Raw genomic sequence first — 19,905 nt, forward strand, 5'->3', positions numbered from 1 at the left:
CATGAAAAAACCCTTATTCAGAATCCTGATTGTGGGTTCTATATTTTCACTTCAAATGGCCTGCGTCAGCTTGCAGCCTACTAGTACCGATCAAAAAGGCACCAAATCAATGGAAAATCAAGAATATACTTATCTCGCACTTGGAGATTCCTATACTATAGGAGAAGGTGTCGAAGAATCGGGTCGATATCCAAATATTACAAGATCCCTGTTGGCAAAAGAAGCCATCTTTTTTTCCAAACCCATGATCATTGCCAAAACAGGTTGGACCACAGATGAATTGGCGAAAGGAATAGAGGCTGCAAATATCCAAGGAAACACCTATGACATGGTGACTTTGTTGATTGGAGTCAACAATCAATACAGGGGAAGACCGGTTGAGAATTATAAGGAAGAATTCAGGAGCTTGCTTTTGGATGCAATTGCTTTTGCCAAAGGCGATCCCAACCGAGTGGCAGTGATTTCAATACCGGATTGGGGTATCACCCCTTTTGCCAAAACGAGAAGTACCGATCAGGACAAAGTCGGACGTGAAATCGACGCATACAACACTGCCAAAGAAGAAATAGCAGAAGAATTAAAGGTGCATTTTATAGAGATCACCCAAGAATACCGCCAAATCGGGGCTTTGCCTGAAATGGTGGTTTCCGACAATCTACATCCCAGCAAATTGGTTTATGAGAGATGGTCGAAAAAGTTGACTGCAACGATATTGGCCTCCATGGAATTTAGGTAATAAAAAAAACTCCCACGAAGACCTATTGGCCTTTGTGGGAGTTTAAATTATTCAGAGAAATTTTTATTTTCCTTTGGGAAGAACATTCGAAATCAATGACACTTTTTCGATTGGTTCTGAGGCGTTGGAATAAATCCTGACCACACTGTTTTGTTTTCCCATTTTACCAGCGGAATTGAAGCTGATCTTCAACTCAGAGGATTTTCCAGGAGCGATTGGTTCCTTTGGCCACTGAGTTGCAGTACACCCGCAAGTAACAGCCACATTGGAAATGATCAAAGGTGTAGTACCTGTGTTTTGGAAAACGAATGTATGTTCCACCTTGTCTCCCTGGGTAAGATCTCCAAAATCAATGGATTTTTCTTTGAGGGTCAATACTGGACCAGTTTGTTGTTCTTGGGCTTGTGCGGCAAAAACCACCAAGACCATCACCATAAATAAAGCTAGCTTTTTCATACTATAGATTTGTTTAATTTAATTCGTTATTTTCTTCATTTGAGTAAAACCTTTGGTGAAAATTCACCAGGAAAAGCTCCTTGGTTGCTCTTGTCACCGCAGTGTAAAGCCAACGTAGATATTCCTTGTCTACTTGTTCTTCAGTAAGATATCCTTGATCCACGAAAACGCCACTCCATTGTCCTCCTTGGGATTTATGACAAGTCAATGCATACGCAAATTTGACTTGTAAGGCTGAAAGATATGGATCTTTTTTTATCAGCGCCATTCTTTCTGACTTATTGGCAACGTCTGCATAATCTTCGGCAACTTGTCGATAAAGGGATTTGTATTCCTCTGGAGACAAGGCCGGTGTGGAACTATACAGCGTATCCAAAATCACTTTGGCTTCAAAGAACGGTTCTTCGGGGTAATCAATCAATCTTAATTCCAATGTAGCAAATCTAAGGCCATATACTTCTTCGAAGGATCGGATTTTCACCACCTCTGCAAAATCCCCATTGGCAAGAAAATTAACTTTTTCGGAATCAGCCATATAGGTATAATTATTTTTCACAATCATCAAAAGATCACCAGCATTGATCTCATCTTCAAAGAAATGAATCATCTGACGAATATACCTATTGTATTGTACGGCAGATTTATTGGAACGGGTGATCACAATTGTGTTTTCAGTACCAAATTTTTCATAAGCATACCGCAAACCTTCCTCAAGCCTTTCTCCAGTCATTTTGAAAAAATCCCTAAAACCTTTGGTTGTGAAAATAATCCGGGGCTTGTCCTTCGTGATTTCGCCCCTGAGTTGGGTGGCATTGTATAGGATGCCCGAACTCAATTGCTGTCTCATGACTTCGGTCAATTCAGTATCCTGAACCTGAAGTCTAAAATTTCTGATCAGGTAATTCGTGTCCAAACCTGGACTGTTGGTACTTCCCACAGGTGGCAGTTGGGCGGTATCTCCCACCAGCAATAAGCGATTGCTGGATTCTTGGAACACATACTGGATAAGGTCACGCAATAGGCTTCCGCTTCCCCCACCATCATCGTTGAGCATGGAAGACTCATCCACAATAAAGATGGTGTCTTTGTAATAATTCTTTTGCAATTCAAACCTTAGGCCGACTTCACCAGCTTCGCTGTTGGGACGGTAAATGATTTTATGGATCGTGAAACCAGACTTCCCACTGTAATTGCTCATGACCTTGGCGGCGCGTCCTGTTGGAGCCAAGAGTACTGATTTTAACCTTAAAGCAGGCAACGACCGGACCAAGGCTGAAATGACGGATGTCTTTCCTGTTCCAGCATACCCCCGGAGAACGAAAACATAAGAATCCCTAACCTTTGCCGTGAGGAACCCATCCATCTTGGAGAAAAACAATTCCTGTCCCTGGGTTGGGACATGTGGGAAATTTCTTTTGATCAGAAGAGAGGCTTTTATTGCCTCTTGATTATCTTTACCATCCATCGAATGCGAATCTAAGAGTATTATGATAAACTTGGAGAAAGAAATAGAAGAGAAATTTGGAGGAAGACTTCGGACCCGGGTGAATGGGGTTTTGATTCGTGACAATAAAATACTGATGATCAAACACATGATGGGGAAAGAGAAATTCCTGTGGAATGTCCCTGGAGGTGGAATGAAGTATGGAAGTTCTGCCACTGAAAACCTGAAACGTGAGTTTTTGGAAGAAACAGGTTTGGAAGTAGAGGTCTCAAATTTCTTATTTACCTATGAATATTTAAAAAAGCCACTTCATGCCGTAGAATTGTATTTTGAGGTAAAAGAGATCGGGGGGCATTTACAAATGGGCACCGATCCTGAACTGGCCCTTGACCGGCAGTTGATCACTGAAATAGGCTTCCTCAACATCGAAAATTTGGCAGTCATAAAAAAAGAGGAGAAACATCAGCTTTTTTGGGGAATAAAATCCTTGAAAGAGATAGGAATGTGGAAAGGATATTTTAATTTTGAAAATAATTCTTTAACATAGCATCTTAATAACAACACATTAATCAACCATCAATCTAATCTTGAAGTTTAAATTTATCCAATTATGACTTTACCCAGAATTTTATCAATTGTCTTTCTTGCAATTGCCCTCTTCCTAGGCTATAAACTCTACATGAGTGTAGATGATGTGGTTGAAAATGAAAAAACAATTGCGCTTACGGAAGCTAGAATCATTGAAAAACTCCAAATGCTTAGAGATGCACAAATTGCGTACCAAGCAACCCACGGTGAATATGCAGGAAATTGGAAGGACCTAGAAAAATTCATTGAAGAAGGAAAAATTTGGTTGATTCAAAGAAAAGAATCAACAACCTTGTTGGAGTATGGCAAAGAGGAAATCACTGTAAAAATTGACACTTTAGGTTCAGTAAACGTAATGGACTCTTTGTTCAACGAAAGGAAATATCCAAACTTCAACCTCCAAAACCTTCACATCGTACCTGGATCCGGTGGAAAGCAGTTTGAGTTCTTTGCAGACAAAATAGAAAGAAGCCAAAGACAGATCGGTGTATTCGAAATAAGGGATCCAGATCCAATCAATCCTAAGAGAAGGGCGAACAACAAAGAAAAAGCCTTGAGAGTTGGATCCAGAACGGATTCTTCTACAGCAGGTAACTGGGAATAATCTTGAGAGTTCAAAAAGAAAATATCCAAAATAAGGTATATAGCGATAGATTTGACATCCAAGAGGTGTCAAATCTATCGCTTTTCTTATTTACCCATCAATATGTACTGATGGGTCGGGATAGAAACGATAAAATTTCCGCAATTCACCAAGTTGGGTTTCCGGAAACGGGCAGCTTGAAAGATGCAATCAAATCGGATTTCCTTTTCAAAATGGATGTCCCTACTCAGGTATATGTCCACAATGACTCATTCAGTCTGGTACCGGGGGTCTTATATGATCCGTCATTAGATTCAGCCTACCTTTTGTTTTCTGGGGAAGCTCAAGAAAACCAACAAACATTCCATTCAAGTTTCGAAAGTTCCAAGCTCCAACTAGTTGGAAGCCTAAACCAGGAATTGTTTGATTTGATTTCCGAAAACAAGCATAAAATCTCCTTCCACCATGGTGCCTGTTCATTCTTGTCCTTTGGCCTAAAGGGAAAAACCGATTATATAGATCAGGAAATCTTAGTAGTAATCTATGATGGGTTTTGCTATTTGTCAGCATTCACCAATCAAGAACTTACACTTTTCAATCGATTTGAAGTCGATAACAAAGAAATCCTACTGGATTACATTTCAGGTGTTGCCCATCAACTTTCCTTCAATGCCAGGCACTACAGAGTTTCGATCTTTGGAGAAACGCAGGATTTTGGGATCTCCAGCAGTTGGGGAGAGCAATATTTTTGGAATTTCAAACTTCCCACTCCAAGTCTAAATCAAAGCTATCACGAAGGCACACTACTTTTCAAAGAGTCAATGCTCTTTGAATCCTTGTATGAATTCAAATAAATCCATCGCCTTTTCATGAAAAAAACAGCCATATTTCCTGGTACATTCGATCCTTTTACCAAAGGGCACCATGATATTGTCATGCGAAGTCTCAACATTTTTGATGAGGTCATCATCGGGATTGGCTATAATTCTGCCAAAAAAAACAGATATTTTGAGATAGAGTTGATGGTAGATAAAATCAAAAGTATTTACCAAAAAATGCCACAAGTACAGGTACTCATCTATAACGAATTGACCTCTACTTTTGCAAAAAAACATGATGCGGTTTTTTTGGTTAGAGGCCTGAGAAACACTACCGATTTCGAATACGAAAACACAATCAGCCAAATGAACCGAAATCTAAACCCGGATTTGGAAACCGTGTTTTTGATTACCTCTCCTGAGTTTTCAGCAATCAGCTCCACTATCATTCGCGAAGTTCACAAATATGGGGGGAAAATTGAGGAGTATTTACCTTATCAATTGTGAAGGGTCTGTTCCATTCTTAAAAAACGCTTGTACAAATACCGCATAGATGGATAGGAATTGACCAAAGCAACCTTTGCTTCATGGTGCGTCATCCAACGAATATCATCGATACCTTCTTCTTTTTGGGGTTTCATGCCTACATCATTGATGTTCTCCATCGCATACCAATAGGTCTTTTTCAAAATGCTTTTCCTGTCTTGGGTATAAGTATGCCATGTTTTACAAATCTCCGGCCCCAACTTGACCTTGATATTGCATTCCTCTTCCACTTCCCTTAATGCACAGTCCAAAGGTGATTCCCCCTTCTCGAATTTCCCCTTTGGCAAATCCCATTTTCCCAATCTAAAAATAAAAAGTGCCTTTTGTCCTTTCGTTACGATCCCACCAGCAGCTTTGATAATGGTAAACCTACTTTTTATAAATGCTGTAACTTCATTTTTCTTGGCACACACCAAGGTGACCGAATCCAAGTTTTTCAATTTTCTGTTTCGCAATAAGTAAAGCAACTTGATGATCACATCTTTAGAGGGCTCAATGATCAATACGTCATCATGGAAATCTGCAGTTGCCGGAAAATCTTGGGGATTGTCATAAATGCATTCAAAGGTTTTCTCCTCTGGCAAATCCTTTGGTAAAAGGATGTCTACCGGTTTGTCATTGATAAAAATCTTCATGGCTAGGGGTAATTCTCAATCTGGATAAAACTGAATATCTGTCAAAATTGCATAAAAATTTTCAGCCTGCACAACAGCCCCTTATTTTTTATCCATTATTTTTGGACCATGAAATTATTCGATTCAACCATCGCTTCCGAGGTAGCAGCCAAACTACTCGAAATTCAAGCCATTCGTCTTCAACCAGAGAAACCATTTACCTGGGCCTCAGGCTGGAAATCACCCATCTATTGCGACAACAGACTTTCGCTTTCCTTTCCTGATGTTCGTAACTTCATCAAAGACAACCTTGCCAAAGCCATCCGCTTACATTTCCCAGAGGTAGAGGCAATCGCAGGAGTTGCTACGGCTGGAATCCCTCAGGGAGCACTCTTGGCTGATGTTTTGGACATTCCCTTTATATATGTCCGTTCCAAAGCCAAGGGGCATGGTATGGAAAACATGATCGAAGGAAAAGTAACTCCTGGTCAGAAAGTGGTTGTGGTGGAAGATTTGATTTCCACCGGTGGAAGCTCCCTAAAAGCAGTGGCTGACTTGAAAGCTGCGGGATTTGAAGTATTGGGAATGGTCGCTATTTTCACCTATGGCTTTGAATTGGCGGAAAAGAACTTTGAGGAAGCTGGAGTTTCATTGGTTTGTTTGAGCGATTATGCGGCCATGCTGCCCCAAGCAGTTGCTGATGGTTACATTGACAACGGCACCTTGACTTCTCTGGAAAAATGGAGACAAAATCCATCCATCTGGAAACAGGATTGATCCTGTATTATAAAGATTATGGACAATGGGATTCCCAAACTGGAATCCCATTGTCGATTTTTTTGATTGAAAAAATCATGGGAATCATGGAAAACGTCTTGGGTGACTTGGGATGGGACAAATTTTTCCTCTCCGAACATGATCCATGTTAAGCGGATTTTCGAAAACCATTTTGCCAAAGAAGAGCGCTTCCTTGGTCAAGCACTAGGCTTGGGTAACAAAAAATGATTCTCTAAAACTTCTCTTCGACTCCCAGTCCGAATAAGGCAAAATCATACTTTACGGGATCTTCGGGATCAAATCCCCTAAGCTTATCCGTCAATTCTACGGCAGTTTGCCAATCAGTCTGTTTTCGGGTAATCAAGCCGAGCTTTCGCCCTACCCTATCCACATGGAGGTCACAAGGGCAGATCAATTGGTTTGGCTTTATGGTATTCCAAATACCAAAATCCACCCCTTTGTCATCCGAGCGCACCATCCACCTCAAAAACATATTGATCCGCTTGCATGCGGACTTCCTCTTGGGTGTGGCAATATGTTTTCGGGTACGTTGAGGCGCGTCTTCCAACTGAAAAAAATAATCATGGAAATTGGTAAGTAGTTGCTCCATTATGTTTGGCTCATCCTTCCAACCGATTAAAAAAGCATTTTCCAAACTCTCATGTTTTTGATAGTGCCATTTGAAGAACGCCAAGAAATATAGTGTATCAATGTCATTGAAGGTACGATGCTTGAAATTCAGAAATGGCTTAAGATCCTCCTCGGAATGATTGAGAATAAAATCATGTGGTGCATTGTCCATCATTTCGAATAATTCCAAGGATTTGTTGATGATAGTTTTCCGCTGCCCCCAAGCCAAAACCGCAGCAAAAAAACCAGCGATCTCGATATCTTGTTTTTTGCTGAACATGTGCGGAATGGAAATTGGGTCCAATGCAATAAATCCATGTTGATTGAACTGCAACACTTTTTGATCCAAAAACTCTTTTAAATCCATCCTATATCGTGACTTTTACTTCGCCACCTTGCGTACCGTCAAACCACTTTAACAACAACCAGTCGTCCTCTTTTTGCGAAAGATGCCAATCAAAGGATTTAATGGTAGTCAATTTAGTCAGTTTATCTTGGTCTGGATCGTAAAGGCAAATATCAAAATCTGGAAGATCTTTGGATTCGGTCGCATTCCATTTCTCCAATAAAAATCCTTCTTCCATGATCTTTATTTTTTTGCCAAAATAATGGTCTTCAAGCACGGAGGGTATTCCATCTGTTCTCCTAATTTGGTAACAAGCTGGACCGAACATGATTTGCTTGAATATTTTGCCTTCCAAAAGCACGCTTGAATTTGATAGAGGCTCCCATTCTGAATTTTGCAAAACAATTTCTTCTCTGTTGGGGCTCAACCTTGTCAGCAATTTGGATAATGCAGAAAAAAAATAGGTTACCCCTACAAAAAGGATCCCAAAAGTCGCCAAAACCGGATAGGAAATGATAAAAAGCATGTTCCAGACAAATCTGAAAACATGATGGATAATTAATTGAAATTTATTCATGCGAAGTGCCAATGCCGACACAAAAGTAAGCGATAAAGGTTTCAATACCAAAGCTGGGATTGTGTCCGAAAATTGTCTTCGAGAATTCAGTACAAAAAATGCGGCTAATATCACTTCCAAAAACCAAGTCCTTAACCTCAGAGTCATCTTCCACTCCCCTCATATAGACTAAAAAAAGAAGTTCTACTTGACCAAAAAAAAGACCATTGGGACAGGATTGTGTCTCAATGGTCTTTTATGGGTTAAAATGTAAATCTTTCAGTGAAAAAGGTCCAGATTAAACCCGAATTAGGCATTAGGTTTCTAATAGGAGCTGAAACTGCAAGAATATCTGACTATTTTAGAGAATAATGTAAAATCGCGATATTGTAAAGTCGAATACCATGAACAACTGAATGAATATGATGGGATTTCAGCCCAAAATTGAATTGCTTTTGCACAAAACGGGTAAATCCAATTATTAGAACGAAATCTCCACGGGGAATCTGGAATTGATTGCACGCAACTGATCGAATGCTGCTTTCGACAATTTTATAACCAACCTGCTGTTGTCTCCTGTTTCCGGTAATTTGCCGACAACCCTTGCAAAGATCGTGATGTCATTCTCTTCATTCCTTACCCGCATGATCGTTCCAACTGGTGCATCCCGATGAAGTACCAGGTATTTTTTATGATTTCCTGTCCCTTCGATGACCTCTGCCAACCCAGTCTGCTTCATGTTTTTATATGCCGTATTGGATTCCGCTTCTGCAGGCTCAGGACTACTCAAAGTACCGTTCACTCTCTCATTGTTTACGATGACTGGAACTGTCGCCTTGATCACGGGTACTGTGGAAGGTGCTGCGGCTTCCCTTCCTACTTTTAGTTTTTGTCCTACTGCGAGGTTATTGGAAGATAACGCATTCCAATTGATCAGATCGCCCATTTTTGCATTGTATTTGGTGGCTACACCAAAAAGGGTTTCTCCCGCACCAACCGTATGGGTAATCCAATCTCCTGGCACCAATGTTTCCGCATTGTTTGAGGGGGCCGCAGGTACAGAAGAAGAAGTGTTTCTCACCTCGGCGACTTTATTATTTTCCTTGGCAATAGGTTTCTCAGCTGCTTTCTTTGGCTCAGCTGAAGATTTTTCTCTGTTGGGATTTGCTGTCTCTGCGTTTTTCTGAGCGCCTACCTCCGGCTTTTCACTCGGAGAATTGGCAAGTGCTGCTCCTTCGATGATCAATGCTTGGCCAACACTCAGGTCATTTCCCTGAAGTTTGTTCCAGGACATAATTTCTCCCACTGTGATGTTGTACACTTTTGAAATGGAAAACAATGTTTCTCCAGCGGTTACTTTATGAACCTTTGCACCTGTCGGGATTGCCGTTTTGGTGATGTAAGGAATCAGTATTCTTTGGCCAATCTTAAGGCCTTGTTTGAGCTCTTCATTTTTTTGAATGATTTCATTTACAGAGGTTTGGTATCTTCTTGAAATCCCGAATAAGGTTTCTTTCTCACTTACCAAATGAACGATAAAAGATTGATTCCCTATTTTTTCGATGCCTATAGAGTCCCTTAAAACCAAATTGGATCCATGGGCAAAAAAGCCAAAAATCATAAAATACATTACCAATAGATACTTCTTCATACTTCCACAATTTATACTCGTACAAATTTCTGATTTATTTTATCAATTGCAAGGACAAAGACAAGCATGTGCCGAATATTGACAAAGGTCCGCAACATTTAACGAATGTATTTGTTTTTGGTGTGGGATTAGGCGTTAATAAAACAGCTCGTTTTAGATTTTAGTCCAGATTATTTTAAATTTTGGTATATTTAACACAAATAAATTTGACTATGAAATTTGCTTTCCCTCTGTTGTTGTTAACTTTTTTACTGTCTTTCATGCCTACTATTGCTCAAGAAAACGATAGTATCCCTGGTAAAAAGAAAGTCTATACTTTTGAAATAAAGGCGGATATAGATCCGAGAATGAACAGAAAGGTGAAATTGGCCTTGGAAGATGCGGCAAGTAAAGGTGCCGACATGATCATCATCGAAATGGATACTTACGGTGGAGCCGTAAACGACGCCGATGATATCCGAACCATGATTTTGGAAACAAACACCCCCATACACGTCTTTATCAACAAAGATGCCGCATCCGCTGGGGCACTGATTTCGATTGCATGCGACAGCATTTATATGGCTCCTGGAGCCAGTATCGGAGCAGCCACTGTGGTGATGGGCGGTGGTGGGGAAGCTGCACCGGACAAATATCAATCTTACATGAGGTCAATGATGAGAAGCACCGCTGAAGCCAAGGGACGTGATCCCAAAATCGCGGAAGCAATGGTGGATGAAAAACTCGAAGTGGAAGGAATTACGAAAGCAGGTTCGGTGGTCACATTTTCTGTGTCGGAAGCCATTGCAAATGGATTTAGTGAAGGTCAGGTGAACTCCATCGATGAGATTGTTAAAAAACAGGGCATTGAGGACTACGAGCTGATTGCCTATCAAACTTCAGGGGTGGAAACAGTGATTTCCTTTTTCTTGAACCCAGCAGTTAGCGGTTTTCTGATCCTGATAATTTTTGCCGGAATCTATTTTGAAATTCAAACTCCCGGGGTTGGATTTCCATTGGCTGCCTCATTGGTCGCCATTATCTTGTATTTTATCCCCTATTACTTGACCGGCTTGGCGCAAAATTGGGAAATCGCCGTCTTTATAGCCGGTGTAATTTTACTTATGGTGGAAATCTTCGTCATACCTGGCTTTGGGATATTCGGAATACTTGGGATTATTGGCATTCTTACAGGCCTGACTTTGGGAATGATTCCAAATGATGCTTTTGATTTCACCTTCGTTCCCTCAGGAGATCTTTTTGTTGCCTTGTTGACTGTGATTTTGGCTGCTATCGTTGCTGTTTCACTCATTTTCTTTTTGGCCCCCAAAATCAATCAATGGAAGGCATTTAGTACCATTGCTCTTTCAACTACCCAAAAAAGCTCGGAAGGATACACCTCTACATTTTATGCGGATGACCTATTGGGTAAGGAAGGTGTCACACATACCCGATTGATGCCGAGTGGCAGAGTCATGATTGAGGATGAAGTTTACGATGCTTATTCGAGGGGTGAATTCATTGACAAGGGTGAAAAAATCAAAGTCATCAGTACTGAGGGGACTTCTATAAAAGTGAAAAAAATTTAAAGTCAATAGGGCTGATTGGGGTCTTTCGCTCCAATCAGCTCTATTTTTCCTGGAATTTTCAAAATCAAGTTTTTTGTTCTGCCCTGCCTTTTTTAGCGGATGAAACCCGTGTTCTGCATTACCATTTCTAATTTAGCCTACAATTTCTATACAATTAGTTTTTGCCTGCAATTTTCAACTTCCCCAATCGGTAAATTTCAACCCCTTTGGCTTACCTAATACATATTTTAGGTTAAAACCCATTTTACGCAAGCTGATCGAGTCGGCTTTTTGAAGAGCGAAATTCCTTGTGTGATAAAATACACTGAACCTGCTTTTTGAGCGCTTTATATTTGTTATCGAAGAATTTGTGTTCAATTAAAATCAAACTTAACAAATCCGCTCAGCATGCTGTTGAAAAATTTATTGACAATATTTGGAGCATTGTTGTTCATTTACTCCAACCCAAGCACGGACCTGAAATATGATTTTGTCTCCTCCAACCAAAAGACGGAGGTTAAAAAAACTTGTTCATCAAACCCTCAAAAACAAAATTGCCCAAACAAATGTCTTCAATACCCTGCAGATACATCCAAAAATAATAAATCGGATTTCACTTCCGAATGTCCTTCAACTAGTTTTTTCTTGGGGACAATTTGGAAAATTAATTACGATACTCCTTTGACCTTGGAATCCCAAAGACCAAGGAGCCTGTCAAACCTCCACAATTCCCTGTATCAGGAACCGGATTCCAAACCTCCAAGATTTTTATTGATTTAATAATGATTGAGGAAAGCTTCCTTTTGATTGGTCCAACGAACCGAAAATCAGGATTGTCTTCCTTTTCTATTCACCCGAAACATGCAATAGTTTGACAGATAGGGTTGAAACTGTACAGAAATCAGAGTATTTGGAGATTGACGCATTTTACCAATAGGGTGAAGTCAAAAATTGAAAATAACGACTGATTGTTGAGCAATTTCAGGCTGGAAAAAAGGTAACGCATGATAAGGGTTTAATTCTTTAAAGAATCATAAATTGATGGAAAAGCTTTCTTATTTAATATTGCGTGGAATGAGTAGCCTGATATTTATCATGGCAGGACTCAACCATCTTATCCATGGCGAACAAGCCGCAAAAAAGTTGGAACAAGCTGAATTGGGCTATTTGGCAACATGGATGGCTCCGGTAGAAACACTGATTCTATTATCAGGTATAGGTCTGATTTTGGGAGGGATATTGTTTTTGATTGGCTTCAAAACCAAAATCTCCTCGCTTGTTCTTTTACTGATTTTGATCCCCATTACCCTTACCATCCAAGTTTCAGATGCGGGAACCAATGGACCTCTTTTCAAGAACATCGCCTTGATGGGTGTCTTGATTTTCTTCATCATGAACGGTGCTGTTTCTTATGGATTGGATCAGTTAATCCACAATAAAACTCAAATGAAAAATTCACTTAAAAGAAAAGATATATGAAAAACATAAAAAGCACTGTCGGAATAATGGCTTTTGCTGCATTCTTCTTTTTCCACACCTTTGTCTCGATGGCTCAGACAATTGAGACGCAGGATCCCGAACACACCAGTAAGAACTATGCTGTATTGATCAGTCAGCCCAACCATGTGGTGGCTGCCGTGGATACCGGAGAAACATTGTCTGCAGAAAGCAAATTCCAGAGAGGAGAATTTGTCATTATGGCCTGTGGGAAATCCGTTGAGGCTTTCGTAATGGGTAGCGAATTTTCGGAAGTGATCGCTAAGGGCGCAGAAGCAGGAATCAAATACCGCATTTGTGGCATGTCCCTAAAACAGTTTAAGGTTGCGCCGGAAAGCCTAATGGAAGGCCTTGAAGTGGTCCCAAATGGACTTACTTACATCTTCGAATTAAAGCGCATTGGGTATACCACATTGGAATTATAATCAATCTAACTTCAAAAAACATGATGAAATCAAAGTTGAAATTTTCGCCTAAATATATTTTACTCCCTCTTATACTCCTATCGATTGGCTTTCTTGGCTCCTGCCAATCTGGGGAAAACCAATCAAACTCAGACCAAGAAGTGGAAAAAATCACGATTTTACAGACTGCAGATATTCATGGGCAGTTGTTGCCCCATCAGGAATTCTTCATTGAAAATGACGAATTCGTCTTTAAGGTAAGAGGCGGTATCGCCAATATCCAAACAATTTTCAAGCAAATCAAGGCGGAAAATCCAGAAGGAACCATCATTTTGGATGGAGGAGACATGATCCAGGGAAGTGCCATCGCGGCACTCTCCAAAGGTGAAGCATTTGGACCGATTGTAGCCGCCATGGAATATGATTTCCTGATACCGGGGAATTGGGAAGTCGTCTATGGCAACACGCAAATGCAGGCAGTCTTAAAAGCCTACAACAAGCCGCTCATCGCAGCCAACATGTATGAGGATGCGACGGGAGAGATGCTTTTCAAACCTTATATCATCAAGGAAGTGAAGGGTGTAAAACTTGGTTTCTTGTCTTACAACGATCCGGAAATTCCTATCCGACAAAACCCAAGCTTCAGCGAAGGGCTCACGTTTAAGAGCATTGAAGACAATCTTCAAGCCATGATCAAGGAAATGAAGGAAGAAAAAGGAGTGGATATCCTGTTTTTGGTCACCCATATCGGGATTTCAAAACAGGTCCATCTTGCGGATCAGGAGATTGTAAAGGGAGTTGATTTTATTTTGGGCAATGACACCCATGAGCGGATAAGAGTTCCTTTGAAAAGAAAGTATGCCCAAGTGGTAGAGCCAGGTGCATTTGCCTCTTTTGTGGGTCGACTTGATCTTGAAGTCAAAGACGGAAAAATTGTAGGTCAGTCCTATGAATTGATTGATGTGGATCCGAAAGTATATCCGGCAGATCCAGACTTGGATAAAATTGTTCAAGAACAACTAGCGCCCTATAATGCCACTATCAATAGGGTAATCGGACATACCAACACCGCATTATTCAGATATTTGGTAGTGGAAAATGCAATGGATAACATGATCACTGACGCCGTCAGATGGAAAACTGGAGCAGATATCGCCATTTCGAATGGGTTTAGGTTTAGCACCCCAATTGTCCCGGACGAAACCGGAAAAGCGGCAATCACTTATGGAGATGTCTGGAATATGATACCGGTAAACGAAAAAGCAAAAACAGGCGTCGCTTCCGGACAACAAATCAAAGATTGGATGGAAAAAGAGTTGAACAATGTGTTTGCAGAAAATCCTCTAGAAAGATTCGGTGGCTGGCTGGTGAGATTTTCCGGAATGGAACTTACCTTCAATGCAAACGCACCCAAAGGAAACAGGGTGGTATCCATTTCCGTGGGTGGCAAGCCGCTTGACTTGAAGAAAGAGTATACATTAGCGGCTTGTCTGAGAACAGGGGAACCCATGGATGTAATCTGCCGCATGCCAAATGTAAAAAACCCCAAAGTCTTGGACTTTACGGTCCATGATATTATCGAGCAATATCTTAAGAAAAAAGGACCCGTATCCCCGAAAATTGACGGGAGGGCCAAAGCTTTGGACCTTCCGTCACCTGTATTGTCCCAATTGCCAAATGTGGACTACACCTTTAAATAAGCTTTAATCTCTTTCACTTACAAACTCCGGATCGCCCCTAGTGGACCATCCGGAGTTTTTTTTTATAAGGAATGCATCCCCCAAAACCGCGATTCAAAATTCACAGATGGAATAAAGCAATGCCTTGATCTTTTCAAATAACAATCAGGCCATCTAAAATCCATGCAAAATCATTAAGTTTACACTTTGCCAAAAAATGAAAATTGTTCAATTTCGGCAGCGCAAACAAATTATTGGTGATCTCACTTCAAATGAAAAAAGATAGGAAGGCATGATTTTGATCCGAAGAATTTATACTCTTTATGTTTTTTTGGTTTTTTGCATTGGTTTTCTTCTAGTCTTTCCACTTTTACTCATTTTCATTTGGGTCCCCGGACTCAAGAAATTTGGACGCAAAATCAACAGGATATGGGCCAAAACATTCTTTGTTCTAATTTTTATGCGTGTTGAACTGGAAGGAAAAAAGAATATCGAAAAGGATAAAAACTATGTGTTTGTGGCCAATCATTTTTCTTACCTGGACATAGCCATGATGGGGCTGGTTCCAGGAGATGTGGTTTTTATCGGCAAAAGTTCCATTCGGAAAATCCCGCTTTTCGGCTATTATTTCAGGAAATTGCACATCGCAGTCAATAGAACCAGCCCCAGAAGTCGAGGGGAAGTTTTGGTACGGGCTAAAAAATCCATCGATCAAGGGAGCAGCTTGGTGATTTTTCCGGAAGGTGGAATCACCACCACCAATCCTCCCCAAATGAACAGATTCAAAGATGGAGCATTTTCATTGGCCATCGACAAACAAATCCCCATCATTCCAGTAACTTTATCGTTTAATCATTTAATTTTGCCAGACGATGGCAGATTTCTTTTCAATTTACGAACCGCGAAAATGGTTTTTCACAAACCAATTTTGACCGAAGGGAAAACATCAAAAGATGTAGCGTCATTGAGAGAAACCTGTTTCGAAATTATTCAACAACAATTATGGGAAGACAACACCGTTTTGTCCCCCGATAACCAAAGTCTAAATACCCTATGAAAATAGATGTCAATACCTTGAAAAAAATTGCGCACTTGGCCCGATTGGAATTTGATGAGGCAGGAGCAGAAAAAATGACTCAGGACATGTCCCAAATCCTGGATTGGGTAGAGCAATTGAATGAAGTCGATACTCAAGGCGTAGAACCGATTACCACCATGTCCTCAGAGGTAAATGTCCTTAGAGAAGATGCTGTGGCCAATCACCTTACACATGAGCAAGGGCTGAAAAATGCGCCGCAGCGGGATTCCGATTATTTCCGAGTACCTAAGGTGATGGAATAATGGATTGGCTATCCCTGAAAAAAACCAATGAATTCCTTTTGAAAAGTCTCCCAATACTCCTGACGGCATTGGGAGGCTTTTTCTTATTGTTTACTTTTTTCTTTTGGGACCAGGCTGTGATGCCAATCGAACCTGGACTTTTCGTGGAATCCATAACCATCCCTCTGGATTTCATCAATTTGGGAGGAGAAATACTCCCAATAGAAATCGATAATGCCCTGGTATTTCAAAACTTTGAATCCCTCCCTCCCATATTTTTCCCATGGGTGACTTTGGGTTTTGGATTGGTATTTTGGTTCTTGTTCATGCTGGGTCTAACTTTGGTCAGTACCTTGAGGAAAATGTACTTCATCGGAGGTACCGCATCCATCATGTTTTTACTGGCTTTCAGTGGCGTCAATGGGTTGAATATTGGTGGAATCGCCAGTAATTATGCCTTGATTGCTTTGCTGCTGGGAACGATAGTTCCAATCGTATTGATTCAATTTTTCTTTTCACACTGGCAGATACTTTTTAAATTCCTGCTGATCGCCACTTTGTCAAGCGGCACGATGTTCCTCCTTATTCAAGCAAGTGAAGTTTCAAAACCTTTGACCTTGATTTCAGAGAGCCTCACTTTGCCAGCGACAGTAATCGCTGTTTTGTTTATGCTTCACATCGGGCATGCCTTTATTTCTGGTGTCTATATTTTTCTTGCCCGGTTGAACAAGGGCGTAGGACTGAAGATTTCCTGGCACATCACTGTTATTTTTATCCTGTATTTTCTGCTTTTGATTTTCACCCTTTTGAAAATTTCAGGTGAAATCAACCTGCCTTTCCCGACAATTCCGCCCATGTTCCTTATGCTTATTTGTGGCATCATGGGCTATTTTGTTTTGCGGTTGAAAATTGATCAGGTCCCGCAACCCTTTGAAAATCCCTTGATCGGAATATCTTTTTATTGGTTGGGTTTTGCTATTACTGTTTGGACTTGGTGGAAAGCTGATTTCACGGAAAACCAACCTTTATCCGAATTCTTCAACAATGTTTTTTTGTATGGTCAAATCGCTTTGAGCTTACTCTTTTTCGCTTATTTATTCACCAATTTTTCGAACCTGATGAACAAAGGAGGGGCCTTGGAAAAGGTGCTTTTCAAGCCACAGTTTTTCGCCTATTTCCACATGAGAATCGGTGCCGCAATGACCCTGGTCATCCTAACCATCTACGGAGAGGGAGTGATTGGGGTACAGTTGAGCACTGCCTCTACCAACTTGTCTGCCGATTATTATTACCAAACCGACAGACCTTTGGAAGCGAGTATTCTCTATGAAAACTCATGGCTCCAATACCGAAAAAACGACAAAGCGAAAAATGCGGCTACACATCTTCGCTACCGGCTCAACCAGCCTACAGCGGCGATGGAACACTTGATTGAAAGCTTTGACAATGCTCCGAATGTTCCTAACATTCTCCTTTTGAGTTCCAAATTGCATGAGGTGGAGAAGGTTTTCGAGGCACAGTTTTATCTTGAAAAAGGATTGGAATATTTTCCGGGAAACCCTCATTTAAGCAATAATCTTTCCTTGTTGTATTCCAAGTTGAATAGACCAAAAGAAGCCCTTGAAACCATAAATTTGGTCTCTTCCAAAAACCCCGTTTCCCTGGCAAACGAGATTGGCTTGAAAACAAAGCATGGCTTTTTGGAAAACATTCCCATGGAAGGGAAGTCTGATCTTATCCTTCAGATCAATAGATTGGCCACTGCCAACAGATTGGGAAATATTGATCCTTTCGAAATGGACATGAGGGATCTACCCTCCGAATTCGCGATCCGTTCTTCGTTACTGCGCAATCTATGGAGCAACCATGTGGTCGATAATTTGGACCTAGATCTTGCCCTTTTGGATTCTATGATCGGACTTGAACAACGGAGTATCGACGAATTGCATTATCGAGAAACAAGGGTGGTCCGGACCTACCAGGATCAATACATCAATGAAACCCTCAAGTACTTAAATGGAATCGCCCATGCATACCCGAGTTCTGGGGGATATTTCCATTCTCTAGCAGCTGGAATTCTTATAGGTCAATTGGATTTTGAAAAAGCGGGGATCGATCTTTTGGTTGGTCGAGAAATGGGCTTTCTTAAATTCAAGCCTTCTCATCTTTCTATTCTTTATTTTGGAGGAAAACCAGATGAAGCAAAAGCCATTCATCAAAGTTTGCGAATTGATTTCCCTGAATGGATGGCCTGGGACGATCAGGGCAATCTTCGGGAAAATGATATGACCCGATTTTATACCGGCATCTCAAATCTCCACAGACAGATGCCTGAAAAATTCATGGCATACCTTACCTCCATTACGGACAAAGCCTTGAAGGCGGATTTGGCCTTTTTCATTTTGATTCACAAGGCACATTGGCTGTCGGAAACCGAATTGGATCTGATCAAAAAACAAATTTCGACGGCGCCTTCAGCAAAATGGACGGAGGCGGAACTGGATGAACTGGCTCAGGTATGGACAGGAAAAACAGATGCTTCAGCGGCGACAGGAAGCGAAAAAGTGAATAAATGGGTTAAACCCAACCTTTCTCCCACAAGAAATGCCTATTTTACACCCTTGGTATTGAAGGCTGTAGAAAAGGAGAAAGACGATTTAAAAAAATATGAATTGCTTCAGGAAGCGAGTCAATTCAATAAGGATCCTTTGCTGTGGATTAATTTTGTAAAACAAAGCAGAAAAATCGGTCTGGAGAGTTATGGTACCAACGCATTGGTGGAGATGCAGGGATGGCTGGATACCAATGAAATAGAAAAGTTACAGATGAAAAACTTGTAACCTCAATTACCGTTATTTGAGAAAGAAACTTTTTCTTTTTCACTTTTCCCATTAGATTCAAAGCTTAAACAAGTCACTGATGAAAAAAATAATAGAAACCACGCAAATCCAGAAAACTTACCGGATGGGTATGGAGGAAATACAAGCCTTAAAATCAGTTTCCATTACAATCAACAAAGGTGAATATGTTGCTTTTATGGGGCCATCAGGATCCGGAAAATCAACCTTGATGAACATCATTGGTTGTCTGGACACGCCAACTTCAGGTTCTTATATTTTGGCAGACAAGGACGTAAGTGATATGTCTGAGAATGAGTTGGCCGAAATCCGAAATAAGGAAATCGGGTTCGTATTTCAGACATTTAACCTTTTACCAAGGGCAACCTGCCTTGAAAATGTGGCGCTTCCCTTGATCTATGCAGGCTTGAACAAAGCAGACCGCTCCGAAAAAGCCTTCAAAGCCCTCCAAAGTGTGGGTTTGGACGACCGCGTCAATCACCGTCCAAACGAACTCTCTGGAGGTCAAAGACAAAGAGTGGCGATCGCAAGGGCTTTGGTGAATGATCCCAGCATTATCCTGGCAGATGAGCCCACTGGAAATCTTGACTCCAAAACCTCTTACGGCATCATGGAGCTGTTTGACGAGCTTCACCAGAAAGGAAATACCATCATCATGGTGACCCACGAAGATGACATTGCACATTATGCACACAGGATTGTAAGATTAAGAGATGGTTTGGTTGAATCCGATTATATCAACCCAAATCCGATCAGAGGTCATCAGCCCATCGTTGCCGAATAAAAACATTTAAGTTATTGCAAATAGATTGCTAATTTTGCAATCCCCTGCAATAGGCAATTAACAATCTCTAA

At 40.9% G+C, this 19,905-nt stretch carries 20 protein-coding genes; 14 read left to right on the plus strand and 6 right to left on the minus strand.

The genetic code is table 11. From position 1 onward, the window contains the following. The first annotated feature begins 1 nt into the window (after nucleotide 1). Nucleotides 2–736, plus strand: a complete 735-nt coding sequence (locus F824_RS0107165; RefSeq protein WP_019597188.1) for an SGNH/GDSL hydrolase family protein — start codon at nucleotides 2–4, stop codon at nucleotides 734–736. A gap of 63 nt (nucleotides 737–799) precedes the next feature. Here the strand turns inward: F824_RS0107165 and F824_RS0107170 are convergent, their stop codons facing one another. Next, complete coding sequence (locus tag F824_RS0107170; RefSeq protein ID WP_022582251.1) at nucleotides 800–1,192, minus strand: DUF1573 domain-containing protein; 393 nt, start codon at nucleotides 1,190–1,192, stop codon at nucleotides 800–802. Between the two features lie 13 nt (nucleotides 1,193–1,205). After that, complete coding sequence (locus F824_RS0107175) at nucleotides 1,206–2,657, minus strand: ATP-dependent DNA helicase (RefSeq protein WP_019597190.1); 1,452 nt, start codon at nucleotides 2,655–2,657, stop codon at nucleotides 1,206–1,208. 22 nt (nucleotides 2,658–2,679) lie between these two features. On the opposite strand from F824_RS0107175, the gene F824_RS0107180 reads away from it, so the two are divergent. From F824_RS0107180 to coaD, 4 genes are all read left to right on the plus strand, one after another. Beyond that, nucleotides 2,680–3,183, plus strand: a complete 504-nt coding sequence (locus tag F824_RS0107180; protein WP_019597191.1) for an NUDIX domain-containing protein — start codon at nucleotides 2,680–2,682, stop codon at nucleotides 3,181–3,183. Nucleotides 3,184–3,246: 63 nt separating this feature from the next. Continuing rightward, a complete protein-coding gene (locus tag F824_RS0107185) occupies nucleotides 3,247–3,828 on the plus strand; it encodes a hypothetical protein (RefSeq protein ID WP_026333551.1) in 582 nt (193 codons plus the stop codon). 2 nt (nucleotides 3,829–3,830) lie between these two features. Further along, nucleotides 3,831–4,661, plus strand: coding sequence for a DUF3822 family protein (locus F824_RS0107190; protein ID WP_031327148.1), 831 nt, complete (start codon nucleotides 3,831–3,833; stop codon nucleotides 4,659–4,661). Between the two features lie 15 nt (nucleotides 4,662–4,676). Then, the gene (gene coaD, locus F824_RS0107195) at nucleotides 4,677–5,132 is read left to right on the plus strand and encodes a pantetheine-phosphate adenylyltransferase (RefSeq protein WP_019597194.1); all 456 of its coding nucleotides are present in this window, start codon (nucleotides 4,677–4,679) and stop codon (nucleotides 5,130–5,132) included. Here coaD and F824_RS0107200 read toward each other — a convergent pair. Beyond that, nucleotides 5,123–5,806, minus strand: coding sequence for an NUDIX hydrolase (locus F824_RS0107200; RefSeq protein ID WP_019597195.1), 684 nt, complete (start codon nucleotides 5,804–5,806; stop codon nucleotides 5,123–5,125). The two genes, coaD and F824_RS0107200, sit on opposite strands and share 10 nt — an antisense overlap. 108 nt (nucleotides 5,807–5,914) lie before the next feature. Between F824_RS0107200 and pyrE the strand changes: the two genes are divergently transcribed. Then, a complete protein-coding gene (gene pyrE / locus F824_RS0107205; protein WP_019597196.1) occupies nucleotides 5,915–6,562 on the plus strand; it encodes an orotate phosphoribosyltransferase in 648 nt (215 codons plus the stop codon). A gap of 232 nt (nucleotides 6,563–6,794) precedes the next feature. On the opposite strand, the gene F824_RS0107220 is transcribed toward pyrE, so the two are convergent. The 3 genes from F824_RS0107220 to F824_RS0107235 form a co-directional block, all read right to left on the minus strand. Next, nucleotides 6,795–7,559, minus strand: a complete 765-nt coding sequence (locus tag F824_RS0107220) for a TIGR02757 family protein (RefSeq protein ID WP_022582250.1) — start codon at nucleotides 7,557–7,559, stop codon at nucleotides 6,795–6,797. A gap of 1 nt (nucleotide 7,560) precedes the next feature. Further along, on the minus strand, nucleotides 7,561–8,115 hold the full coding sequence (locus F824_RS0107225) for a hypothetical protein (protein ID WP_019597200.1): 555 nt from the start codon (nucleotides 8,113–8,115) through the stop codon (nucleotides 7,561–7,563). Nucleotides 8,116–8,575: 460 nt separating this feature from the next. Beyond that, nucleotides 8,576–9,745, minus strand: a complete 1,170-nt coding sequence (locus F824_RS0107235; protein ID WP_022582248.1) for a LysM peptidoglycan-binding domain-containing protein — start codon at nucleotides 9,743–9,745, stop codon at nucleotides 8,576–8,578. 212 nt (nucleotides 9,746–9,957) lie between these two features. Here F824_RS0107235 and F824_RS0107240 point away from each other — a divergent pair, with 212 nt between their 5' ends. From F824_RS0107240 to F824_RS0107280, 8 genes are all read left to right on the plus strand, one after another. After that, nucleotides 9,958–11,313: an NfeD family protein gene (locus F824_RS0107240; RefSeq protein WP_019597203.1), complete on the plus strand. Its 1,356-nt coding sequence runs from the start codon at nucleotides 9,958–9,960 to the stop codon at nucleotides 11,311–11,313. Nucleotides 11,314–12,366: 1,053 nt separating this feature from the next. Next, the gene (locus F824_RS25635; RefSeq protein ID WP_236613202.1) at nucleotides 12,367–12,771 is read left to right on the plus strand and encodes a DoxX family membrane protein; all 405 of its coding nucleotides are present in this window, start codon (nucleotides 12,367–12,369) and stop codon (nucleotides 12,769–12,771) included. Then, nucleotides 12,768–13,214 carry a DsrE family protein gene (locus tag F824_RS0107255; RefSeq protein WP_019597206.1) on the plus strand — a complete coding sequence of 149 codons (447 nt, stop codon included), beginning with the start codon at nucleotides 12,768–12,770 and terminating at the stop codon, nucleotides 13,212–13,214. The genes F824_RS25635 and F824_RS0107255 overlap by 4 nt, the downstream gene beginning before the upstream one ends. Before the next feature lie 20 nt (nucleotides 13,215–13,234). Next, on the plus strand, nucleotides 13,235–14,893 hold the full coding sequence (locus tag F824_RS0107260) for a bifunctional metallophosphatase/5'-nucleotidase (RefSeq protein ID WP_019597207.1): 1,659 nt from the start codon (nucleotides 13,235–13,237) through the stop codon (nucleotides 14,891–14,893). 439 nt (nucleotides 14,894–15,332) lie between these two features. Next, a complete protein-coding gene (locus tag F824_RS0107265) occupies nucleotides 15,333–15,929 on the plus strand; it encodes a lysophospholipid acyltransferase family protein (protein ID WP_316928723.1) in 597 nt (198 codons plus the stop codon). Next, nucleotides 15,926–16,213, plus strand: coding sequence for an Asp-tRNA(Asn)/Glu-tRNA(Gln) amidotransferase subunit GatC (gene gatC, locus F824_RS0107270; protein ID WP_019597209.1), 288 nt, complete (start codon nucleotides 15,926–15,928; stop codon nucleotides 16,211–16,213). The genes F824_RS0107265 and gatC overlap by 4 nt, the downstream gene beginning before the upstream one ends. Then, the gene (locus F824_RS0107275) at nucleotides 16,213–19,032 is read left to right on the plus strand and encodes a tetratricopeptide repeat protein (RefSeq protein ID WP_019597210.1); all 2,820 of its coding nucleotides are present in this window, start codon (nucleotides 16,213–16,215) and stop codon (nucleotides 19,030–19,032) included. Before gatC ends, F824_RS0107275 begins: the two co-directional genes overlap by 1 nt. Nucleotides 19,033–19,111: 79 nt before the next feature. Further along, nucleotides 19,112–19,834 carry an ABC transporter ATP-binding protein gene (locus tag F824_RS0107280; protein WP_019597211.1) on the plus strand — a complete coding sequence of 241 codons (723 nt, stop codon included), beginning with the start codon at nucleotides 19,112–19,114 and terminating at the stop codon, nucleotides 19,832–19,834. Nucleotides 19,835–19,905: the final 71 nt, after the last annotated feature.

The organism is Rhodonellum psychrophilum GCM71 = DSM 17998, from assembly GCF_000381545.1.
In the GTDB taxonomy this organism is placed as follows: Bacteria; Bacteroidota; Bacteroidia; order Cytophagales; family Cyclobacteriaceae; genus Rhodonellum; species Rhodonellum psychrophilum.